Source organism: Actinacidiphila glaucinigra (assembly GCF_900188405.1).
Classification (GTDB): Bacteria; Actinomycetota; Actinomycetes; order Streptomycetales; family Streptomycetaceae; genus Actinacidiphila; species Actinacidiphila glaucinigra.
Map to the genome: position 1 here is coordinate 169,523 of NZ_FZOF01000015.1, position 20,911 is coordinate 190,433.

Annotated in this window: 33 protein-coding genes; 32 read left to right on the plus strand and 1 reads right to left on the minus strand. The window is 68.2% G+C overall.

Annotated elements, in window-relative coordinates; all coding sequences use genetic code 11:
• Window positions 1-89 precede the first annotated feature (89 nt).
• Window positions 90-1,283 carry an elongation factor Tu gene (tuf, locus tag CHF15_RS26770; protein ID WP_089226439.1) on the plus strand — a complete coding sequence of 398 codons (1,194 nt, stop codon included), beginning with the start codon at window positions 90-92 and terminating at the stop codon, window positions 1,281-1,283.
• 105 nt (window positions 1,284-1,388) lie between these two features.
• Here tuf and CHF15_RS26775 read toward each other — a convergent pair whose 3' ends face one another.
• Window positions 1,389-3,449 carry a PIG-L family deacetylase gene (locus CHF15_RS26775; RefSeq protein WP_089226440.1) on the minus strand — a complete coding sequence of 687 codons (2,061 nt, stop codon included), beginning with the start codon at window positions 3,447-3,449 and terminating at the stop codon, window positions 1,389-1,391.
• Window positions 3,450-3,678: 229 nt separating this feature from the next.
• On the opposite strand from CHF15_RS26775, the gene CHF15_RS26780 reads away from it, so the two are divergent.
• From CHF15_RS26780 to CHF15_RS26935, 31 genes are all read left to right on the plus strand, one after another.
• Window positions 3,679-4,860 carry a S8 family peptidase gene (locus CHF15_RS26780; RefSeq protein WP_089226441.1) on the plus strand — a complete coding sequence of 394 codons (1,182 nt, stop codon included), beginning with the start codon at window positions 3,679-3,681 and terminating at the stop codon, window positions 4,858-4,860.
• Window positions 4,861-5,252: 392 nt separating this feature from the next.
• The gene (rpsJ, locus tag CHF15_RS26785; protein WP_014144312.1) at window positions 5,253-5,561 is read left to right on the plus strand and encodes a 30S ribosomal protein S10; all 309 of its coding nucleotides are present in this window, start codon (window positions 5,253-5,255) and stop codon (window positions 5,559-5,561) included.
• Window positions 5,562-5,575: 14 nt separating this feature from the next.
• Complete coding sequence (gene rplC, locus CHF15_RS26790; RefSeq protein ID WP_018558869.1) at window positions 5,576-6,220, plus strand: 50S ribosomal protein L3; 645 nt, start codon at window positions 5,576-5,578, stop codon at window positions 6,218-6,220.
• A gap of 4 nt (window positions 6,221-6,224) precedes the next feature.
• Entirely contained in the window at window positions 6,225-6,875 is a 651-nt protein-coding gene (gene rplD / locus CHF15_RS26795) for a 50S ribosomal protein L4 (protein WP_089226442.1), read from the plus strand.
• Window positions 6,875-7,201 carry a 50S ribosomal protein L23 gene (gene rplW / locus CHF15_RS26800; protein WP_089226443.1) on the plus strand — a complete coding sequence of 109 codons (327 nt, stop codon included), beginning with the start codon at window positions 6,875-6,877 and terminating at the stop codon, window positions 7,199-7,201. Before rplD ends, rplW begins: the two co-directional genes overlap by 1 nt.
• Window positions 7,202-7,248: 47 nt before the next feature.
• Window positions 7,249-8,085, plus strand: coding sequence for a 50S ribosomal protein L2 (rplB, locus tag CHF15_RS26805; RefSeq protein ID WP_018558872.1), 837 nt, complete (start codon window positions 7,249-7,251; stop codon window positions 8,083-8,085).
• Between the two features lie 12 nt (window positions 8,086-8,097).
• Window positions 8,098-8,379: a 30S ribosomal protein S19 gene (rpsS, locus tag CHF15_RS26810; RefSeq protein ID WP_018558873.1), complete on the plus strand. Its 282-nt coding sequence runs from the start codon at window positions 8,098-8,100 to the stop codon at window positions 8,377-8,379.
• 49 nt (window positions 8,380-8,428) lie between these two features.
• Window positions 8,429-8,776, plus strand: a complete 348-nt coding sequence (rplV, locus tag CHF15_RS26815) for a 50S ribosomal protein L22 (RefSeq protein WP_018558874.1) — start codon at window positions 8,429-8,431, stop codon at window positions 8,774-8,776.
• Entirely contained in the window at window positions 8,776-9,600 is an 825-nt protein-coding gene (gene rpsC, locus CHF15_RS26820) for a 30S ribosomal protein S3 (protein ID WP_089226444.1), read from the plus strand. The genes rplV and rpsC overlap by 1 nt, the downstream gene beginning before the upstream one ends.
• A gap of 5 nt (window positions 9,601-9,605) precedes the next feature.
• A complete protein-coding gene (gene rplP, locus CHF15_RS26825; RefSeq protein WP_018558876.1) occupies window positions 9,606-10,025 on the plus strand; it encodes a 50S ribosomal protein L16 in 420 nt (139 codons plus the stop codon).
• Window positions 10,025-10,249, plus strand: a complete 225-nt coding sequence (gene rpmC, locus CHF15_RS26830; protein WP_018558877.1) for a 50S ribosomal protein L29 — start codon at window positions 10,025-10,027, stop codon at window positions 10,247-10,249. The genes rplP and rpmC overlap by 1 nt, the downstream gene beginning before the upstream one ends.
• Window positions 10,249-10,533 carry a 30S ribosomal protein S17 gene (gene rpsQ / locus CHF15_RS26835; RefSeq protein WP_018558878.1) on the plus strand — a complete coding sequence of 95 codons (285 nt, stop codon included), beginning with the start codon at window positions 10,249-10,251 and terminating at the stop codon, window positions 10,531-10,533. The genes rpmC and rpsQ overlap by 1 nt, the downstream gene beginning before the upstream one ends.
• A gap of 146 nt (window positions 10,534-10,679) precedes the next feature.
• Entirely contained in the window at window positions 10,680-11,048 is a 369-nt protein-coding gene (rplN, locus tag CHF15_RS26840) for a 50S ribosomal protein L14 (protein WP_004946682.1), read from the plus strand.
• A 3-nt stretch (window positions 11,049-11,051) separates the two neighbouring features.
• A complete protein-coding gene (rplX, locus tag CHF15_RS26845; protein ID WP_089226445.1) occupies window positions 11,052-11,375 on the plus strand; it encodes a 50S ribosomal protein L24 in 324 nt (107 codons plus the stop codon).
• On the plus strand, window positions 11,375-11,932 hold the full coding sequence (gene rplE, locus CHF15_RS26850) for a 50S ribosomal protein L5 (RefSeq protein WP_018558880.1): 558 nt from the start codon (window positions 11,375-11,377) through the stop codon (window positions 11,930-11,932). The genes rplX and rplE overlap by 1 nt, the downstream gene beginning before the upstream one ends.
• 3 nt (window positions 11,933-11,935) lie before the next feature.
• A complete protein-coding gene (locus CHF15_RS26855; RefSeq protein ID WP_003948630.1) occupies window positions 11,936-12,121 on the plus strand; it encodes a type Z 30S ribosomal protein S14 in 186 nt (61 codons plus the stop codon).
• A gap of 196 nt (window positions 12,122-12,317) precedes the next feature.
• Complete coding sequence (gene rpsH, locus CHF15_RS26865) at window positions 12,318-12,716, plus strand: 30S ribosomal protein S8 (RefSeq protein WP_018558881.1); 399 nt, start codon at window positions 12,318-12,320, stop codon at window positions 12,714-12,716.
• 21 nt (window positions 12,717-12,737) lie between these two features.
• Window positions 12,738-13,277 carry a 50S ribosomal protein L6 gene (gene rplF / locus CHF15_RS26870; RefSeq protein ID WP_089226447.1) on the plus strand — a complete coding sequence of 180 codons (540 nt, stop codon included), beginning with the start codon at window positions 12,738-12,740 and terminating at the stop codon, window positions 13,275-13,277.
• Window positions 13,278-13,280: 3 nt separating this feature from the next.
• Complete coding sequence (gene rplR, locus CHF15_RS26875; RefSeq protein WP_018558883.1) at window positions 13,281-13,664, plus strand: 50S ribosomal protein L18; 384 nt, start codon at window positions 13,281-13,283, stop codon at window positions 13,662-13,664.
• Between the two features lie 41 nt (window positions 13,665-13,705).
• Window positions 13,706-14,311: a 30S ribosomal protein S5 gene (rpsE, locus tag CHF15_RS26880; RefSeq protein WP_003998815.1), complete on the plus strand. Its 606-nt coding sequence runs from the start codon at window positions 13,706-13,708 to the stop codon at window positions 14,309-14,311.
• A complete protein-coding gene (rpmD, locus tag CHF15_RS26885) occupies window positions 14,311-14,493 on the plus strand; it encodes a 50S ribosomal protein L30 (protein WP_018558884.1) in 183 nt (60 codons plus the stop codon). Before rpsE ends, rpmD begins: the two co-directional genes overlap by 1 nt.
• Before the next feature lies 1 nt (window position 14,494).
• Window positions 14,495-14,950, plus strand: coding sequence for a 50S ribosomal protein L15 (gene rplO, locus CHF15_RS26890; protein ID WP_018558885.1), 456 nt, complete (start codon window positions 14,495-14,497; stop codon window positions 14,948-14,950).
• Between the two features lie 222 nt (window positions 14,951-15,172).
• Window positions 15,173-16,486 (plus strand): preprotein translocase subunit SecY, encoded by a 1,314-nt coding sequence (gene secY, locus CHF15_RS26895; protein WP_018558886.1) that lies wholly within the window; start codon window positions 15,173-15,175, stop codon window positions 16,484-16,486.
• Entirely contained in the window at window positions 16,486-17,160 is a 675-nt protein-coding gene (locus CHF15_RS26900) for an adenylate kinase (protein WP_089226448.1), read from the plus strand. Before secY ends, CHF15_RS26900 begins: the two co-directional genes overlap by 1 nt.
• 92 nt (window positions 17,161-17,252) lie before the next feature.
• A complete protein-coding gene (map, locus tag CHF15_RS26905) occupies window positions 17,253-18,089 on the plus strand; it encodes a type I methionyl aminopeptidase (RefSeq protein WP_089226449.1) in 837 nt (278 codons plus the stop codon).
• A gap of 153 nt (window positions 18,090-18,242) precedes the next feature.
• Window positions 18,243-18,464, plus strand: a complete 222-nt coding sequence (gene infA, locus CHF15_RS26910) for a translation initiation factor IF-1 (RefSeq protein WP_003956442.1) — start codon at window positions 18,243-18,245, stop codon at window positions 18,462-18,464.
• A 28-nt stretch (window positions 18,465-18,492) separates the two neighbouring features.
• Window positions 18,493-18,606 carry a 50S ribosomal protein L36 gene (gene rpmJ / locus CHF15_RS26915; protein ID WP_003956441.1) on the plus strand — a complete coding sequence of 38 codons (114 nt, stop codon included), beginning with the start codon at window positions 18,493-18,495 and terminating at the stop codon, window positions 18,604-18,606.
• A 191-nt stretch (window positions 18,607-18,797) separates the two neighbouring features.
• Complete coding sequence (gene rpsM, locus CHF15_RS26920; protein WP_089226450.1) at window positions 18,798-19,178, plus strand: 30S ribosomal protein S13; 381 nt, start codon at window positions 18,798-18,800, stop codon at window positions 19,176-19,178.
• A gap of 67 nt (window positions 19,179-19,245) precedes the next feature.
• The gene (gene rpsK / locus CHF15_RS26925; RefSeq protein ID WP_018558890.1) at window positions 19,246-19,650 is read left to right on the plus strand and encodes a 30S ribosomal protein S11; all 405 of its coding nucleotides are present in this window, start codon (window positions 19,246-19,248) and stop codon (window positions 19,648-19,650) included.
• A 36-nt stretch (window positions 19,651-19,686) separates the two neighbouring features.
• On the plus strand, window positions 19,687-20,313 hold the full coding sequence (gene rpsD, locus CHF15_RS26930; RefSeq protein ID WP_089226451.1) for a 30S ribosomal protein S4: 627 nt from the start codon (window positions 19,687-19,689) through the stop codon (window positions 20,311-20,313).
• A gap of 106 nt (window positions 20,314-20,419) precedes the next feature.
• Window positions 20,420-20,911 (plus strand): DNA-directed RNA polymerase subunit alpha (locus tag CHF15_RS26935; RefSeq protein WP_143681629.1); only part of this gene is annotated, 492 nt, incomplete at its 3' end.

Below are 20,911 nucleotides of genomic sequence, written 5' to 3' on the forward strand. Positions count from 1 at the left end.
CGTCGGATGCCCCGGCCGCCCGTAACCCAGCAAAGATCACCCTGGCGCCGATGAAGTAAGGCGTACAGCAACTCCCCAGGAGGACCCCAGTGGCGAAGGCGAAGTTCGAGCGGACTAAGCCGCACGTCAACATCGGCACCATCGGTCACATCGACCACGGTAAGACCACTCTTACCGCTGCGATCACCAAGGTGCTGCACGACGCGTACCCGGACCTGAACCCCTTCACGCCGTTCGACCAGATCGACAAGGCGCCGGAGGAGCGGCAGCGCGGTATCACCATCTCCATCGCGCACGTCGAGTACCAGACCGACGCGCGTCACTACGCGCACGTCGACTGCCCGGGTCACGCGGACTACATCAAGAACATGATCACCGGTGCCGCGCAGATGGACGGCGCCATCCTCGTGGTCGCCGCCACCGACGGTCCGATGCCGCAGACCAAGGAGCACGTGCTCCTGGCCCGCCAGGTCGGCGTTCCCTACATCGTCGTCGCGCTGAACAAGGCCGACATGGTGGACGACGAGGAGATCCTGGAGCTCGTCGAGCTCGAGGTCCGTGAGCTGCTCTCCGAGTACGAGTTCCCGGGCGACGACCTGCCGGTCGTCCGCGTCTCCGCGCTGAAGGCGCTGGAGGGCGACAAGGAGTGGGGCGAGAAGCTCCTCGGTCTGATGAAGGCCGTGGACGAGGCCGTCCCCACCCCCGAGCGCGACGTCGACAAGCCGTTCCTGATGCCGATCGAGGACGTCTTCACGATCACCGGTCGTGGCACCGTCGTCACCGGTCGTATCGAGCGCGGCATCCTCAAGGTCAACGAGACCGTCGACATCATCGGCATCAAGACCGAGAAGACCACCACCACGGTCACCGGTATCGAGATGTTCCGCAAGCTGCTCGACGAGGGCCAGGCCGGTGAGAACGTCGGTCTGCTGCTCCGCGGCATCAAGCGCGAGGACGTCGAGCGCGGCCAGGTCATCATCAAGCCGGGTACGGTCACGCCGCACACCGACTTCGAGGCCCAGGCCTACATCCTGTCGAAGGACGAGGGTGGTCGTCACACCCCGTTCTTCAACAACTACCGCCCGCAGTTCTACTTCCGTACCACGGACGTGACCGGCGTCGTGACCCTCCCCGAGGGCACCGAGATGGTCATGCCGGGCGACAACACCGCCATGACGGTCGCGCTGATCCAGCCGATCGCCATGGAGGAGGGCCTGAAGTTCGCCATCCGTGAGGGTGGCCGGACCGTCGGCGCCGGCCAGGTCACCAAGATCCTGAAGTAAGGATCCCGGCGATCTGCCGCTTGCCGTAGGCGAGTTGCACGAGGGCCCCGGCCCACCGCTCACGCGGTGGGCCGGGGCCCTCGCCGTTGTCCCGGGGCCCTGTGGTCACCGGGCCGGGGCCTGGGCCGGGGTGCGCAGCTCCGGTCGCCAGATCCAGGGGGACGCGTCCGTCCCGAAGCCCACGACGGCCGGCCGGGCGCCGGGGCGGGTGTGCAGGGCCGGGAAGCCGTACCCGGGGGCGCCCGGGCGCAGCGCGCGGGCCGGGTGGGCGAGAGCGGCCACGTGGACGGCGCCGTCGGCGGCGCGGCCGGCGAGCAGCCCCTGGGCCCGGGCGACCGGACCGTAGCCGTCGAAGGTCCGCGGCCGGTCCGGACCGGCCGCCGCCCGGACGGCGCCGAGCCGGTGGACGAGGAGTTCGTCGCTCGCGGGCAGCCGGTAGACCAGCGACAGCGAGCCGTCGGGCTCCGCGGCGGCGGCCGGGGGATCGGCCGGGACCGGCAGCGCGGTCAGTACGCGGCAGGCGAGCGGCCGCCCCGGCGCGTCCTGGGACCAGTGGTGCACGGCGGCCCGCCCGGCGGCGAACACATGGACCCGTCCGTCGCGGTCCACGACCGCGCTCAGCCCGTCCTGGACCTCGCCGCCGCCGAGGTCCTGCCAGCCGCCCCAGATCCCGCCGGGCTCCCGTACGCGGGCGCTCAGGCCCTTGGCGGCGTTGCGCACGAACAGGTGCACCCGGCCGTCCGGGACGGCCACCGCGACGGGCACGCCGATCCTGCGGCCCCGGTCCGGGTCGTCCTCGGGGGAGCCGAGCCCCTGCCAGTCGCGGCCCTCCTCCAGCACCACCACGTCCCGGGTGTTCGCCGCCCGGTCGCTCGCCAGGGAGGCGAACCGCAGCGCGAACAGCAGCGGCCCGCCGCCCGCCGGGTCGGCCACGACGCTCAGCGCGGGGGCGAGGGGCCCGCCGCCCAGGTCCCGCGGCGGGCCCCAGCGCCCGCTGCCGGGGGCCGTCTCCCGCCAGCGCACCGCACGCGTGCCGAGCACACCGTGGGCCACCAGCCGCCCCTGGGCGTCGGTCCCCGGCACGAGGCGGGTGCCGGGGTGACGGTAATGGGTGCTGCGCACCCAGCCCTTGCGGTTGGTGAGCGGTCTGCCCATGCCGACCTGGTAGTCGCCGCAGCCGGAGGGGTCGCCGCACGGCCAGTCGGGGGCGCCGCCGTACGGGGCGAGGTAGCCGGCCTTGCGGCGCAGCAGCGCGGGCGGCAGGTTGTGGGGCCAGTGGCGGTTGTAGTAGCCGCGGTACGCCGTCGTCAGGAAGGCGGGTGCGACGCCCTCGTCGCGGGCCACGGCGTCGGCGTGGCGGGCGACGGCCTTCCAGGCGAAGAGCGCGGTCGCCGTGTGGTCCCAGTGGTCGCTGTAGCCCGATTGCTCGATGTCCCGCCGCCGGGTGGCCTCGTTGGCCTCCAGGTCCGGATCGGGGTCGAGGGTGTGGACGACGGTCGGCCGGTAGCGCTCCAGCAGGCCGGTGAGCACGTCCACCAGGACCTCGTGGGTGTAAGTGTCCCTGGTGGCGTTGGGCGAGCCCGCTGAGGGGAAGGTCGGCAGGGTCATGCCGGGCAGCTGCCACAGCTGCGGCAGCCCGACCCGGTCGGTCGTGCCGTGCATGGCGAGGTTGAGGAAGACCAGCACCGCCTCGCGGTCGCCCACGCGCAGCTCGTCGACCTCGGCGGACATGCCGTGCGCCAGGCGCACGGTGCCGCGCCGCCAGGGCGTGAAGACGTCGGTGCCGAGCATCGCCGCGTACGCCTGCCGCAGCCCCTGGTGGCGGGCGGCGGAGTAGGCGGCCTTGTCGGGTGCCGGACGCGGCCGTCCCGGCGGGCGGTTGACGCCGTGCGCCTCGCCCGCGGTGACGTACACCGACACCACGGGGACGCCCGCCTCGACGAGATGCACGGTGTCCGGGTTCATGAAGTACAGCTCGTCGTCGGGGTGCGCCAGCACCTGGAGCAGCCGCGCTCCGCCGGCCGTGGTCCGGAACGCCAGGGGAGCGGGCGCCGGGTCCGGACCGGTGGCCGCGACCCCCGGCCGGGAGCAGCCGCCCACGGCGGCGGCCGCGGTGCCGGCGGCGAGGGCGGCGAGGAGGCGCCGGCGGGTGGGAGCGATCTTCACGTCACGCTAGAGGGCCGTTGTGCCCGGGAGGTTGCCGGGCACCGTCCCGGTGTGCGCCACTCGGGCGACGCGCACACGTCACCGGGACGCGACCGCCCCGGCTGCCGCGTCGACGGACCGCCGTGCCCCCTCGCCCGATCGGCGCACTGCGCGAGCAGGGCGCGACCACTCGGTGTTACGACTTGTGACGTTCGGTGCACACCCGTACGAGTCCCCCGAGGAGCCCGCCATGCGCCTGTCCCAGCGCCGGGCAGTGGTCGCCGCCGCCGTCCTGACGGCCGTCCTGCCCGCCCTCGGCGGCGCCGTCGCGGCACCGGAGCCGCCGGGAGCCCCGCTGCGGATGGCGGCGCAGGGCGGCATCACCGGGCAGTACCTGGTGATGCTGCGGCCGGGTACGGACCCGGGCACGGTGCTGCGCAGCGTCGAGGCGCGGCCGATGTTCACGTACACCAGCGCGCTGGTGGGCTTCGCCGCCCGGCTGACCGACGGACAGGTCACGCGGCTGCGCGCGGTGCCCGGGGTGGAGGCCGTGGAGCAGGACGCCGAGGTGGCGGCACCGAGGCCGGCTTCGCAGACGGCGGCGGCAGCCGCCGAGGCGTCCTGGGGCCTGACCCGCATCGGCAGCCGGGCCCGCGAGGGCGCGGCCTTCGGCGTGCGGGCGACGGGCGCCAAGGTCACCTCGTACGTCATCGACACCGGTATCGACTTCGGGCACGCCGAGTTCGGCGGGCGGGCGGCGCCCGGGTTCGACGCGGTGGAGGACGGCCGGGACGGCGCCGACTGCAACGGCCACGGCACGCACGTGGCCGGTACCGTCGGCGGCGCCACCACCGGGGTGGCCCGGGCCACGAAGCTGGTCTCGGTGCGGGTGCTGGGCTGCGACGGCCGCGGGTCGGTGGCCACGGTGGTCGCCGGGATGAACTGGGTGGCCGCCCACGCGGTGAAGCCCGCGGTCGCCAACCTGTCGACCGGTGGCGCGCACAGCGACGCGGCCGACCGCGCGGTGGAGGGGTTGGCGGCCGCGGGGGTCTTTTCGGTCGTCGCCGCGGGCAACTCCGACGAGGACGCCTGCGGGGTCTCCCCGGCCGGAGCGCCGGGCGCGTTCACCGTGGCCGCGATCGACGAGTCGGACCGCAAGGCGTCCTTCAGCAACTGGGGCGGCTGCGTGGACATCAGCGCCCCGGGGACGGGGATCACCTCCGCGGCCATGGGCGGCGGCCTGGTCCGCATGAGCGGCACCTCGATGGCCGCCCCGCACGTCACGGGAGTGGCGGCGCTCTACAAGGACACGTACGGGGACGCCGACTCGCCCTTCCTCGCCTCCTGGCTGCTCGCCAACGCCACGCCCGGCGTGCCCGTCGACGCCCCGGCCGGCACCCCGCGGCTGCTGGTGTACACATCCGGACTCTGACCCGGGTTTGGGGGAGCGGGGCCGGGGGGTAAGGTACTGCGCCCCGATTGGCGTCCGGCCCGTCCGGTATGGCAGACTAGCCGGGTTGCTCGGTCGAGTGCCGATGCTGCGCGCCTCCCGTCGGGAGGACCGGAAGCGAGTCCCACAGTACTCGTCGTCACTCTCCGCCCCAGGCGGGGTGGCGGACGTACGGGAATCTTCCGGGAAGCGTCAGCGGGGTGCTCGCCAGGCGCTCGGTGGGTGTCTTCTCCCACGTATCCCCTCCCTGAGGGTCTCCGCCATGCGGAGATTTAAGGGAAGGGAAGCGACACGCCCGACCGCGTGGGTCGGAGAAGACGGTCGAACCACCGAGTTCCAGAGCGTTCACTAGCAGACAGGACTACGAAGTAGCCATGGCGGGACAGAAGATCCGCATCCGGCTCAAGGCCTACGACCACGAGGTCATCGACTCCTCGGCGAAGAAGATCGTCGAGACGGTGACGCGTACTGGTGCGCAGGTCGCGGGCCCGGTGCCGCTGCCCACTGAGAAGAACGTGTACTGCGTCATCAAGTCGCCGCACAAGTACAAGGACTCGCGCGAGCACTTCGAGATGCGCACGCACAAGCGCCTGATCGACATCCTCGACCCGACGCCCAAGACCGTTGACTCGTTGATGCGCCTGGACCTTCCGGCCGGCGTCGACATCGAGATCAAGCTCTGAGAGGCGCGGAACAGATGGCTAAGCAGATCAAGGGCATCCTGGGCGAGAAGCTCGGCATGACCCAGGTCTGGGACGAGAACAACCGTGTCGTCCCGGTGACCGTGGTCAAGGCCGGTCCGAACGTCGTGACCCAGGTCCGCACGAACGACGTCGACGGTTACGAGTCGGTCCAGATCGCCTTCGGCGAGATCGACCCGCGCAAGGTGAACAAGCCCCTCAAGGGCCACTTCGCCAAGGCCGACGTGACCCCCCGCCGCCACCTGGTGGAGCTCCGCACCGCGGACGCCGCCGAGTACACCCTCGGCCAGGAGATCACCGCCGAGGTGTTCGAGGCCGGCGTGAAGGTTGACGTCACCGGCAAGAGCAAGGGCAAGGGCTTCGCCGGTGTCATGAAGCGTCACAACTTCAAGGGCCTCGGCGCCGGTCACGGCACCCAGCGCAAGCACCGCTCTCCCGGCTCCATCGGTGGCTGCGCCACCCCGGGCCGTGTGTTCAAGGGTCTGCGCATGGCGGGCCGCATGGGCAACGAGCGGGTCACCACCCAGAACCTGACCGTCCACGCTGTTGACGCGGAGAAGGGCCTGCTGCTCATCAAGGGCGCGGTTCCCGGCCCGAACGGCGGCCTCGTCCTGGTCCGCACCGCGGCCAAGGGGGCCTGAGGATATGAGCACCATTGACATTCTGTCGCCCGCCGGCGACAAGACCGGGACCGTTGAGCTCCCGGGCGAGATCTTCGACGCGAAGGTCAGCATCCCGCTGATCCACCAGGTCGTCGTGGCGCAGCTGGCCGCGGCCCGTCAGGGCACGCACAAGGTCAAGACGCGTGGCGAGGTCCGCGGTGGTGGCAAGAAGCCGTACCGCCAGAAGGGCACCGGCCGCGCCCGTCAGGGTTCGACCCGCGCCCCGCAGTTCGCCGGTGGTGGCGTCGTGCACGGTCCCGTGCCGCGTGACTACTCGCAGCGGACCCCGAAGAAGATGAAGGCCGCCGCCCTGCGCGGTGCCCTCACCGACCGGGCGCGTCACAACCGCATCCACGTCGTGACCGGCGTCATCGAGGGCGAGTCCCCGTCGACGAAGGCCGCCAAGGTGCTGCTGGGCAAGATCAGCGACCGCAAGAACGTGCTGCTCGTCGCCGACCGCGCCGAAGAGGCCGCGTGGCTCTCCGCGCGCAACCTGCCCCAGGTGCACATCCTGGAGGCCGGCCAGCTGAACACGTACGACGTGCTCGTCTCCGACGACGTGGTCTTCACCAAGGCCGCCTTCGACCGCTTCATCGGTAACGGCGCCGCCGAGACCGAAGGGAGCGACGCCTGATGGCCGAGCAGACCGCGATCACCAGCAAGACCTTCACGGACCACCGTGACATCCTGGTCAAGCCGGTGGTCTCCGAGAAGAGCTACGCGCTGCTGGACGAGAACAAGTACACGTTCATCGTCGACCCGCGTGCCAACAAGACCCAGATCAAGCAGGCCGTCGAGACGGTCTTCTCGGTCAAGGTCACCGGGGTCAACACGATCAACCGTCAGGGTAAGCGCAAGCGCACCAAGACCGGTTTCGGCAAGCGCAAGGACACCAAGCGCGCCATCGTGACCCTCGCTGAGGGCGACCGCATCGACATCTTCGGCGGCCCGGTCTCCTAACGGGGACCGGAACGTTCAGAAGTCCGGAATCTTCCGAGGACTGAGAAATGGGTATCCGCAAGTACAAGCCGACGACCCCGGGCCGTCGTGGCTCCAGCGTCGCCGACTTCGTCGAGATCACGCGGTCCACGCCGGAGAAGTCGCTGGTCCGCCCCCTGCACAGCAAGGGCGGCCGTAACAACGCCGGTCGTGTGACCGTTCGCCACCAGGGTGGTGGCCACAAGCGCGCCTACCGCGTGATCGACTTCCGTCGTCACGACAAGGACGGCGTGCCGGCCAAGGTCGCGCACATCGAGTACGACCCCAACCGCACCGCGCGCATCGCGCTGCTCCACTACGCGGACGGCGAGAAGCGCTACATCCTGGCCCCGGCCAAGCTGAGCCAGGGTGACCGGATCGAGAACGGCCCTGGCGCCGACATCAAGCCGGGCAACAACCTGCCGCTGCGCTACATCCCGGTGGGTACGACCGTCCACGCCATCGAGCTGCGTCCCGGCGGCGGCGCGAAGATCTCCCGTTCCGCGGGCTCTTCGGTGCAGCTGCTGGCGAAGGAGGGCTCCATGGCCACCCTTCGCATGCCCTCCGGTGAAGTCCGGCTGGTCGACGCGCGCTGCCGCGCCACCATCGGCGAGGTCGGCAACGCCGAGCAGTCGAACATCAACTGGGGCAAGGCCGGCCGTATGCGCTGGAAGGGCGTCCGCCCGACCGTCCGCGGTGTGGCCATGAACCCCGTCGACCACCCGCACGGTGGTGGTGAGGGCAAGACCTCCGGTGGTCGCCACCCGGTCAGCCCGTGGGGTCAGAAGGAAGGTCGTACTCGCTCGCCGAAGAAGGCCAGCAGCAAGTACATCGTCCGCCGCCGCAAGACGAACAAGAAGCGCTAGGAGCGGGTTTAGATGCCGCGTAGTCTCAAGAAGGGGCCCTTCGTCGACGACCACCTGATCAAGAAGGTGGACGTTCAGAACGAGGCCGGTACCCACAACGTCATCAAGACCTGGTCCCGCCGCTCGATGATCATCCCGGCGATGCTGGGCCACACGATCGCGGTGCACGACGGCCGTAAGCACGTCCCGGTGTTTGTCACCGAGTCGATGGTCGGCCACAAGCTCGGCGAGTTCGCGCCGACCCGCACCTTCCGCGGCCACGAGAAGGACGACCGCAAGTCGCGTCGTCGCTGACCTGCGGAGCGGAACAGTGACGACACAGACAGACACCGAAGGGACAACCATGGAAGCCAGGGCCCAGGCGCGGTACATCCGCGTCACGCCCATGAAGGCCCGCCGCGTGGTGGACCTCATCCGTGGCATGAGCGCCACGGAGGCTCAGGCGGTCCTGCGTTTCGCCCCGCAGGCCGCGAGCGTGCCGGTGGGCAAGGTGCTCGACAGCGCCATTGCCAACGCCGCGCACAACTACGACCACACCGACGCCCAGTCGCTGTACATCAGCGAGGCGTTCGTGGACGAGGGCCCGACCCTGAAGCGGTTCCGTCCGCGTGCCCAGGGTCGTGCCTACCGGATCCGTAAGCGGACCAGCCACATCACCGTGGTCGTCAGCAGCAAGGAAGGAACCCGGTAATGGGCCAGAAGGTTAACCCGTACGGGTTCCGCCTCGGCATCACCACGGACTTCAAGTCCCGTTGGTACGCCGACAAGCTGTACAAGGACTACGTCAAGGAAGACGTCGCCATCCGCCGGATGATGACGCAGGGCATGGAGCGGGCCGGCATCTCGAAGGTCGAGATCGAGCGCACCCGTGACCGCGTCCGCGTCGACATCCACACCGCCCGGCCGGGCATCGTCATCGGCCGTCGCGGCGCGGAGGCCGACCGCATCCGCGGTGACCTGGAGAAGCTGACCGGCAAGCAGGTCCAGCTGAACATCCTCGAGGTCAAGAACCCGGAGACGGACGCTCAGCTGGTGGCCCAGGCCGTCGCCGAGCAGCTGTCCTCGCGCGTCTCCTTCCGTCGTGCCATGCGCAAGTCGATGCAGAGCACGATGAAGGCCGGCGCCAAGGGCATCAAGATCCAGTGCGGTGGCCGTCTCGGCGGCGCCGAGATGTCCCGCTCGGAGTTCTACCGCGAGGGTCGCGTCCCGCTGCACACCCTGCGCGCCAACGTCGACTACGGCTTCTTCGAGGCCCGTACGACCTTCGGCCGCATCGGCGTGAAGGTGTGGATCTACAAGGGCAATGTGAAGAACATCGCCGAGGTCCGCGCCGACAACGCCGCCGCCCGTGCCGGCAACCGCCCGGCCCGTGGTGGCGGCAACGACCGTCCGCAGCGCCGCGGTGGCGAGCGCGGCGGCCGTGGCCGTCGTCCCCAGGGTGACGCCCAGGCCCCCAAGGCCGAGGCGACCACTGCTGAGGCTCCGGCTGCGGAGACCACCGGAACGGAGGCCTGACCCCCATGCTGATCCCCCGTCGGGTCAAGCACCGTAAGCAGCACCACCCGAAGCGTGATGGCATGGCCAAGGGTGGCACCGAGCTGGCGTTCGGTGAGTACGGCATCCAGGCCGTCACCCCCGCGTACGTGACGAACCGGCAGATCGAGTCCGCTCGTATCGCCATCACCCGTCACATCCGCCGTGGCGGCAAGGTCTGGATCAACATCTACCCGGACCGTCCGCTCACGAAGAAGCCGGCCGAAACCCGCATGGGTTCCGGTAAGGGCTCCCCGGAGTGGTGGGTCGCGAACGTCAAGCCCGGTCGGGTGATGTTCGAGCTGTCCTTCCCGAACGAGAAGGTTGCGCGTGAGGCGCTCACCCGAGCCGCCCACAAGCTTCCGATGAAGTGCCGGATCGTCCGGCGCGAGGCAGGTGAGCTGTAATGGCGGCCGGTACCAAGGCGACCGAGCTGCGCCAGCTGGGCGACGAGGAACTCGTCGGCAAGCTGCGTGAGGCCAAGGAGGAGCTGTTCAACCTCCGCTTCCAGGCGGCCACCGGACAGCTCGAGAACAACTCCCGGCTGAAGGTTGTCCGCAAGGACATCGCCCGGATCTACACCCTCATGCGTGAGCGTGAGCTCGGCATCGAGACGGTGGAGAGCGCCTGATGAGCGAGAAGAATGTGACTGAGAGCAGCGAGCAGCGCGGTGACCGCAAGACCCGTGAGGGCCTCGTGGTCAGCGACAAGATGGACAAGACCGTTGTGGTCGCCGTCGAGGACCGTGTGAAGCACGCCCTGTACGGCAAGGTCATCCGCCGTACCAACAAGCTCAAGGCGCACGACGAGCAGAACGCCGCGGGCGTCGGCGACCGTGTCCTCCTCATGGAGACCCGGCCGCTGTCCGCGAGCAAGCGCTGGCGCGTCGTCGAGATCCTCGAGAAGGCCAAGTAACACCCGGCCGGCCGGGCCGCGCGACCCGTTCGCGCGGCCCGGCCCCGGCCGGCACGTAATTCCTGCGGGGGGTTCCCCGCAGGACGGTTCCGCCAGGCTCTCCGGGCCCGCCCCGGAGGGAACCGGCAGACGATCAGGAGATAGACGTGATCCAGCAGGAGTCGCGACTGCGTGTCGCCGACAACACGGGCGCAAAGGAGATCCTTTGCATCCGTGTGCTCGGTGGCTCCGGTCGCCGCTACGCGGGAATCGGTGACGTCATCGTCGCCACCGTCAAGGACGCGATCCCCGGTGGCAACGTGAAGAAGGGCGACGTCGTCAAGGCGGTCGTCGTGCGCACCGTCAAGGAGCGCCGGCGTCCCGACGGCTCGTACATCCGCTTCGACGAGAACGCGGCCGTCATCCTCAAGAACGACGGTGACCCCCGCGGCACCCGCATCTTCGGCCCCGTGGGCCGGGAGCTGCGCGAGAAGAAGTTCATGAAGATCGTCTCGCTCGCGCCGGAGGTGCTGTAACCGATGAAGATCAAGAAGGGCGACCTGGTCCAGGTCATCACCGGTAAGGACAAGGGAAAGCAGGGCAAGGTCATCGCGGCCTACCCCGCTGAGGACCGTGTCCTGGTCGAGGGTGTCAACCGGGTCAAGAAGCACACCAAGGCCGGCCAGACCGCTCGCGGTTCGAAGACCGGCGGCATCATCACGACCGAGGCGCCCGTCCACGTCTCCAACGTCCAGCTGGTCGTTGAGAAGGACGGCAACAAGGTCGTGACTCGCGTCGGCTACCGCTTCGACGACGAGGGCAACAAGATCCGCGTTGCCAAGCGGACGGGTGAGGACATCTGATGACTGCCACCACTTCGCCTCGTCTGAAGGCACGCTACCGCGAGGAGATCGCGGGCAAGATGCGTGACGAGTTCCAGTACGAGAACGTCATGCAGATCCCCGGTCTCACCAAGATCGTGGTCAACATGGGTGTGGGCGACGCCGCCCGCGACTCCAAGCTGATCGAGGGCGCGATCCGCGACCTCACCACGATCACCGGCCAGAAGCCGGCCGTCACCAAGGCCCGGAAGTCCATCGCGCAGTTCAAGCTGCGTGAGGGTCAGCCGATCGGCGCCCACGTCACCCTCCGCGGTGACCGCATGTGGGAGTTCCTGGACCGTCTGCTGTCGCTCGCGCTCCCGCGCATCCGCGACTTCCGCGGTCTGTCGCCGAAGCAGTTCGACGGCCGTGGCAACTACACCTTCGGTCTCACGGAGCAGGTCATGTTCCACGAGATCGACCAGGACAAGATCGACCGCACCCGGGGTATGGACATCACCGTGGTGACCACGGCGACCAACGACGCTGAGGGCCGCGCGCTCCTCCGTCACCTCGGCTTCCCGTTCAAGGAGGCGTGAGCCGTGGCGAAGAAGGCTCTTATCGCGAAGGCCGCCCGCAAGCCCAAGTTCGGCGTGCGTGGCTACACGCGCTGCCAGCGCTGTGGCCGTCCGCACTCCGTGTACCGCAAGTTCGGCCTCTGCCGCGTGTGCCTTCGTGAGATGGCGCACCGCGGTGAGCTGCCGGGCGTGACCAAGAGCTCCTGGTAAAGAACCAGGGCTCTCGGTAAGCAGATGAGTGGCGGGAGCCCAGCCCTGAATACCGTAGGGTAGAAGGGTTGGGCGCCCGCCGCCCATGACCGTCTTACTACGCCGTAGGTCCCCGCGCCGCACCCGTCCCCAGTCTCATGGGGGAGAGGGATGGCGCATATAGGAAACCCCGGCGAGAGAGGCCTAAGGCCATCACATGACCATGACTGACCCGATCGCAGACATGCTGACGCGTCTGCGGAACGCGAACTCCGCGTACCACGACGAGGTCACCATGCCGTTCAGCAAGATCAAGTCGCACATCGCGGAGATCCTCCAGCAGGAGGGTTACATCCAGGGCTGGAAGGTCGAGGACGCCGAGGTCGGCAAGAACCTCACCATCGACCTGAAGTTCGGTCCGAACCGCGAGCGCTCGATCGCCGGCATCAAGCGCATCAGCAAGCCCGGTCTGCGGGTCTATGCAAAGTCCACCAACCTGCCGAAGGTGCTCGGCGGCCTGGGCGTGGCGATCATCTCCACCTCCCACGGTCTCCTCACCGACAAGCAGGCCAACAAGAAGGGCGTGGGTGGGGAAGTCCTCGCCTACGTCTGGTAGTCGGGAAACGGAGGTATAGCCATGTCGCGTATTGGACGGCTGCCCATCCCGGTTCCCGCCGGCGTGGACGTCACCATCGATGGCCGGACGGTCTCGGTGAAGGGCCCCAAGGGTTCCCTGACCCACACCGTTGCCGCGCCGATCGACATCGTCAAGAGCGAGGACGGCACCCTTCAGGTGTCGCGTCCGAACGACGAGCGTATGAACAAGGCCCTGCACGGCCTGTCCCGCACGCTGGTGGCGAACATGATCACCGGCGTGACCGTGGGCTACGTGAAGAAGCTCGAGATCAGCGGTGTCGGCTACCGCGTCCAGGCGAAGGGCTCCAACCTGGAGTTCGCCCTGGGCTACAGCCACCCGATCGTCGTCGAGGCCCCCGAGGGCATCTCCTTCAAGGTCGAGAACCCCACCAAGTTCTCGGTCGAGGGCATCGACAAGCAGAAGGTCGGCGAGGTCGCCGCGAACATCCGCAAGCTGCGGAAGCCCGACCCGTACAAGGCCAAGGGCGTCAAGTACGAGGGCGAAGTCATCCGCCGCAAGGTCGGAAAGGCTGGTAAGTAAGCCATGGCATACGGCGTGAAGATCGCCAAGGGCGACGCTTACAAGGGCGCTGCCAAGAAGCGTCGCCACATCCGCGTCCGCAAGCGGATCTCGGGCACCGAGGTGCGTCCGCGCCTGGTCGTGACCCGTTCCAACCGGGGCATCACGGCGCAGGTCATCGACGACCTGAAGGGCCACACCCTGGCCTCGGCCTCGCACCTGGACACCTCGATCCGGGGTGCCGAGGGCGACAAGACCGAGCAGGCGAAGAAGGTCGGCCAGCTGGTCGCCGAGCGGGCCAAGGCGGCCGGCGTCGGGACCGTTGTGTTCGACCGCGGTGGCAACCGGTACGCCGGTCGCATCGCTGCCCTGGCCGACGCCGCCCGCGAAGCCGGGCTCGGTTTCTGAGCCGGTTCCGTAGCTAGCGGAAACAGAGAGAGGTAAATCCAATGGCTGGACCCCAGCGCCGCGGTGGCGGTGCCGGTGGCGGCGAGCGGCGGGACCGGAAGGGCCGTGACGGCGGCGCAGCTGCCGCCGAGAAGACCGCGTACGTTGAGCGCGTCGTCGCGATCAACCGCGTCGCCAAGGTTGTGAAGGGTGGTCGTCGCTTCAGCTTCACCGCGCTGGTCGTGGTGGGCGATGGTGACGGCACCGTGGGTGTCGGTTACGGCAAGGCCAAGGAGGTGCCGGCCGCCATCGCCAAGGGCGTTGAGGAGGCCAAGAAGCACTTCTTCAAGGTCCCCCGTATCCAGGGCACCATCCCCCACCCGATCCAGGGCGAGAAGGCCGCGGGCGTCGTCCTGCTCAAGCCTGCTTCCCCCGGTACGGGTGTGATCGCCGGTGGTCCGGTGCGCGCCGTCCTGGAGTGCGCCGGCATCCACGACGTGCTGTCGAAGTCGCTCGGCTCCGACAACGCGATCAACATCGTGCACGCCACGGTGGAGGCTCTGAAGGGCCTGCAGCGCCCCGAGGAGATCGCCGCCCGTCGTGGTCTGCCGCTCGAGGACGTGGCTCCGGCTGCTCTGCTCCGTGCGCGTGCTGGGGTGGGTGCGTGATGGCTCGCCTCAAGGTCACGCAGGTCAAGTCCTACATCGGCAGCAAGCAGAACCACCGTGACACCCTGCGTTCGCTCGGCCTGAAGCGGCTGAACGACGTCGTGGTCAAGGAGGACCGCCCGGAGATCCGCGGCATGGTCCACACCGTCCGCCACCTCGTCACGGTCGAGGAGGTCGACTGACATGGGAGAGCAGTCTCCGCTGAAGGTCCACAACCTCCGTCCGGCCCCGGGCGCCAAGACCGCCAAGACCCGTGTCGGTCGTGGTGAGGGCTCCAAGGGCAAGACGGCCGGTCGTGGTACCAAGGGCACGAAGGCCCGCTACCAGGTTCCGGAGCGCTTCGAGGGCGGGCAGATGCCCCTCCACATGCGCCTCCCGAAGCTGAAGGGCTTCAAGAACCCGTTCCGCACCGAGTTCCAGGTCGTGAACCTGGACAAGCTGGCCGCGCTCTACCCCGAGGGTGGCGAGGTCACGGTGGCCGACCTGGTCGCCAAGGGTGCTGTGCGGAAGAACCAGCTCGTCAAGGTGCTCGGCACCGGCGAGGTCTCCGTGGCGCTGCAGGTGACCGTCGACGCGGTCTCCGGCTCCGCCAAGGAGAAGATCACCGCCGCGGGCGGCTCGGTCACCGAGCTCGTCTGACAGTGATGCCGCATCCAGCCGGGGATGTTCCGCACTTTCGTGCGGGGCATCCCCGGTTGGTCATTCCGGGGACGGATGCTCGCCGGTAAGGTGGGCCGGGCTAGTCTTGCGGAGCCTGTGCGCTGACGCGGGTCAGGCAGCCCAATCGTTTTGCAGTTCCACCATTCGTAGCTTTCAACACCGTCACCTCCCGCCCAAGAAGCGGGGGGCGCAGGAGGCACCGTGCTCACCGCGTTCGCCCGGGCGTTCAAGACGCCCGACCTGCGCAAGAAGCTGCTGTTCACGCTGGCCATCATGGTGCTGTTCCGGCTGGGAGCCCACATCCCGATCCCAGGGGTCGACTACCAGGTGGTCAACTCCTGCATCAAGGCGGTCGGGGGGAACCAGGGCCTGTTCGGCCTGGTGAACCTCTTCAGCGGCGGCGCGCTTCTGCAGCTCACGATCTTCGCGCTCGGCATCATGCCGTACATCACCGCGAGCATCATTCTGCAGCTGCTCACCGTGGTCATCCCGCGCCTGGAAGCCCTCAAGAAGGAGGGCCAGGCGGGCCAGACGAAGATCACGCAGTACACGCGTTATCTCACCGTGGCGCTCGCGGTCCTGCAGGGCACCGGCCTGGTGGCCACCGCCCGCTCCGGCAGCCTCTTCCAGCAGTGTCCCGACCGTTTCAACATCGTCCCCGACCAGTCGATCTTCACCACGATCACGATGGTCATCACGATGACGGCGGGCACCGCCCTCATCATGTGGCTGGGCGAGCTGATCACCGACCGCGGCATCGGCAACGGCATGTCGATCCTGATGTTCCTGTCGATCGCGGCCGGCTTCCCCGGCGCCCTCTGGGCGATCAAGAAGTCCGGGAACATCGCGGACGGCTGGGTCGAGTTCGGCGCCGTCATCCTGGTGGGTCTGGCGATGGTCGCCCTCGTCGTCTTCGTCGAGCAGGCGCAGCGCCGCATCCCCGTGCAGTACGCGAAGCGCATGATCGGGCGTCGTTCGTACGGTGGAACCTCCACCTACATCCCGCTGAAGGTGAACCAGGCGGGTGTGATTCCCGTCATCTTCGCGTCATCGCTCCTGTACATCCCGTCACTGGTCGTCCAGTTCAGTGGATCCACCTCTACCTGGGCAAACTGGGTCAGGGACAACCTGGTCAAGGGCGACCACCCGATCTACATCACCGCGTATTTCCTGCTGATTGTCTTCTTTGCCTTCTTCTACGTGGCCATCTCCTTCAACCCCGAAGAAGTCGCGGACAACATGAAGAAGTATGGTGGGTTCATCCCGGGCATCCGGGCTGGTCGTCCCACCGCGGAGTACCTCAGCTACGTGCTCAACCGCATCACGTGGCCGGGCGCGATGTATCTGGGTCTGATCGCCCTGGTGCCCACAGTGGCGCTGGTGCTGTTCAACGCGAACCAGAACTTCCCGTTCGGCGGGACGAGCATCCTGATCATCGTGGGTGTCGGCCTGGAGACCGTGAAGCAGATCGAGAGCCAGCTTCAGCAGCGTAACTACGAAGGGTTCCTCCGCTGATGCGCATCGTCCTCGTCGGGCCCCCCGGGGCCGGCAAGGGTACGCAGGCCGCGTACCTTGCCAGGAACCTGTCGATCCCGCACATCTCCACGGGCGACCTCTTCCGGGCGAACATCAGCCAGGGCACGGAGCTGGGCCGCAAGGCCCAGGAGTACATGGACGCCGGCCGGCTGGTACCCGACGAGATCACCATCGGCATGGCCAAGGACCGCATGCTGCAGCCGGACGCCTCGAACGGCTTCCTGCTCGACGGCTTCCCGCGGAACGTGGGCCAGGCCCAGGCGCTCGACAAGATCCTCGCCGAGAACGGGATAGCGCTGGACGCTGTCCTGGACCTCGAAGTGCCCGAGGAGGAGGTCGTCAAGCGGATCGCCGGTCGCCGGCTGTGCCGCAAGAACGGCAGCCACGTCTTCCACGTGGTGTACAACCCTCCGGCGGACGACAGCGTCTGCGACGAGTGCGGTGGCGAGCTCTACCAGCGGTCGGACGACACCGAGGAGAAGGTGCGCGTCCGGCTGGAGGAGTACCACAGCAAGACCGAGCCGATCATCGACTACTACGAGCAGCAGGGCCTGGTGCGCACCATCTCGGCCCTGGGCAAGGTCGCCGAGGTGACCAAGCGGTCGATGGACGCGCTGCACGACAAGAAGGACGCGGGCGGCAGCGCCGCCTGAGCATCTGCACGACCGTTGCGGCCGCGGTGTCCCCCAGGACCCCGCGGCCGTACCGTTGAGGTATCCGGTGGGACGAAGGAAGGCCAGGACCGATGGTGGAGATCAAGACCCCCGAGCAGATCGCGAAGATGCGCGCGGCGGGCCTGGTCGTCGCCGCGATCCACGAGGCCACCCGTGAGGCGGCCGTCCCCGGGGCCAGCACCAAGGACCTGGACGACGTGGCCCGCAAGGTCCTCGCCGACCACGGGGCGAAGCCGAACTTCCTGGGGTACGGCGGGTTCCCCGCCACGATCTGCACCTCCGTGAACGACGTCGTCGTCCACGGCATCCCGGACACCGCGACCGTCCTCAAGGACGGCGACGTCATCTCGATCGACTGCGGTGCCATCGTCGACGGCTGGCACGGCGACGCCGCCTACACCGCCTTCGTGGGGAGCGGTCACGCCCCGGAGCTCGTCGAGCTCAGCCGGGTGACCGAGGAGTCCATGTGGGCGGGCATCGCGGCCTTCCGCAAGGGCGACCGGCTGGTCGACATCTCCCGTGCCATCGAGACGTACATCCGCCGGCAGCCGAAGCCCGGCGGCGGCAAGTACGGGATCATCGAGGAGTACGGCGGCCACGGCATCGGTTCGCAGATGCACATGGACCCCCATCTGCTGAACTACGTCTCGCGCAAGCGCGGCAAGGGTCCGCGCCTGGTGCCCGGCATGTGCCTGGCCATCGAGCCGATGGTCAGCCTCGGCACCCCGCTCACCCACGTCCTCGAGGACGAGTGGACGGTCAAGACCGACGACGGCACCTGGTCCTCCCACTGGGAGCACTCCGTCGCGCTCACCGAGGAGGGCCCGCTGGTCCTGACCGCCCGCGACGGCGGCAAGGCCAAGCTGGCGGAGTACGGGATCACGGCCGCGCCGGACCCGCTCGCCTGAGCGCCCCCTCCATCCCGCTTATCGATCATCTTTCGCGGGCATACAACCCGGATTCGTCTTTCAGGAACGGCTGACGTAGACTGTCACGTCGGCCCAGGCATGCCTTCAGGCATGCCAAAAGCCGATCAAGGTAGCCGATCCCGAAAGCAGGACATGGCCAAGAAGCAAGGCGCCATCGAAATCGAGGGCACCGTGATCGAGTCTCTGCCGAACGCGATGTTCAAGGTGGAGCTCCAGAACGGTCACAAGGTCCTCGCGCACATCAGTGGCAAGATGCGCATGCACTACATCCGCATCCTTCCCGATGACCGGGTCGTTGTGGAGCTGTCCCCCTACGACCTCACGCGCGGACGGATCGTCTACCGCTACAAGTAGATCTCACGACCCGGAGAACCTGAATTCCATGAAGGTCAAGCCGAGCGTCAAGAAGATCTGTGACAAGTGCAAGGTGATCCGCCGTCACGGCCGGGTCATGGTCATCTGCGACAACCTGCGCCACAAGCAGCGCCAGGGCTGACGCACGCCGACCTGCACCTCGCAGTTCTTCGCGCCACGCGAGCAACACATGTACATACGCAGCGCCCGTCCGGTCGGAGCAACTCTCCGGCTGACGGCACCTCCGGCGGGGGCCGGAGACCTGATCCGTACCTCGTACGGCGGTCAGGAACGGTGCTGCGGAAGACCCCCGGACACCACAGGAGCCATTGAATGGCACGCGTTTCAGGTGTCGACATCCCGCGCGAGAAGCGTGTGGAGGTCGCCCTCACCTATGTCTTCGGCATCGGCCGCACCCTTGCCCAGGAGACCCTCGCCGCCACCGGCGTGAACCCGAACACCCGGGTCCGCGACCTGGACGAAGAGGACCTGGTCAAGATCCGCGAGTACGTGGACGCCAACATCAAGACCGAGGGTGACCTCCGTCGCGAGATCCAGGCGGACATCCGTCGCAAGGTCGAGATCGGCTGCTACCAGGGCCTGCGCCACCGTCGCGGCCTGCCGGTCCACGGCCAGCGGACCCACACCAACGCCCGCACCCGCAAGGGCCCGCGTCGCGCCATCGCCGGCAAGAAGAAGCCGGGCAAGAAGTAGTCCTCAGCGGACGCTCGTCAGCGGTCTTCGCTGTAGGACCGACCACCTCCACCGGGAGTAACCACATATGCCTCCGAAGGGCCGTCAGGCCGGCGCCAAGAAGGTGCGCCGCAAGGAGAAGAAGAACGTCGCTCATGGGCACGCCCACATCAAGAGCACGTTCAACAACACCATCGTTTCGATCACGGACCCGTCCGGCAACGTGATCTCCTGGGCCTCCGCCGGCCACGTGGGCTTCAAGGGCTCGCGCAAGTCGACCCCGTTCGCCGCGCAGATGGCCGCCGAGTCGGCCGCGCGTCGCGCGCAGGAGCACGGCATGCGCAAGGTCGATGTGTTCGTCAAGGGCCCCGGCTCCGGCCGTGAGACCGCGATCCGCTCCCTCCAGGCCACCGGCCTCGAGGTCGGCTCGATCCAGGACGTCACTCCGACCCCGCACAACGGATGCCGCCCGCCGAAGCGCCGGCGCGTCTGATCAGCAATCCGCTGAGCAGGTAGGAGACAAACAGGAATGGCGCGTTACACCGGGGCCGACTGCAAGCGTTGCCGTCGGGAGAAGCAGAAGCTCTTCCTCAAGGGGAGCAAGTGCGAGAGCGCAAAGTGCCCGATCGAGATCCGTCCTTACCCCCCGGGTGAGCACGGACGCGGGCGCACCAAGGACAGCGAGTACCTCCTGCAGATGCGCGAGAAGCAGAAGTGCGCGCGCATCTACGGTGTCCTTGAGAAGCAGTTCCGCGGGTACTACGTGGAGGCGAACCGCAGGACCGGCAAGACCGGTGAGAACCTGCTCCGCATCCTCGAGTCCCGGCTGGACAACGTGGTCTACCGGGCGGGCTTCGCCAAGTCGCGTGATCATGCGCGACAGCTGGTCCGTCACGGCCACTTCCTCGTGAACGGCGTCAAGACCGACATCCCGTCGGCCCGTGTCGTCGCGAACGACATCGTCGAGGTCCGCGAGTCCTCCCGTAACCTGACCCCCTTCCAGGTGGCTCAGGGGGAGGCCGGCGAGAGGACCGTCCCGGCCTGGCTGGAGGCGATCCCCTCACGTCTGCGGATCCTCGTGCACAACCTGCCCGAGCGCCCGGTGATCGACACCCAGGTGCAGGAGCAGCTGATCGTCGAGCTCTACTCGAAGTAGCAGGGCTCACGGTCCCGGGCGGTGCGGCGCACTCTGTGCCGCACCGCCCGTACCCTTGAAGCCTCGGCATCAAATAGTGGGTGCCGAAGACTGGAGGCAATACCTCATGCTGATCGCTCAGCGCCCCTCGTTGACCGAAGAGGTCGTCGACGAGTTCCGTTCCCGGTTCGTGATCGAGCCGCTGGAGCCGGGCTTCGGCTACACCCTCGGCAATTCGCTCCGCCGCACGCTCCTCTCCTCGATTCCGGGTGCCGCTGTCACCTCGGTCCGGATCGACGGTGTCCTGCACGAGTTCACGACCGTGCCGGGCGTCAAGGAGGACGTCACCGACCTCATCCTGAACATCAAGTCGCTGGTCGTCTCCTCGGAGCACGACGAGCCGGTCGTGATGTACCTGCGCAAGCAGGGTCCGGGTGTGGTCACCGCCGCCGACATCGCGCCCCCGGCCGGTGTCGAGGTGCACAACCCCGATCTGGTGCTGGCCACCCTGAACGGCAAGGGCAAGCTGGAGATGGAGCTGACCGTCGAGCGCGGTCGCGGCTACGTCTCGGCCGTGCAGAACAAGCAGCAGGGGCAGGAGATCGGCCGTATCCCGGTC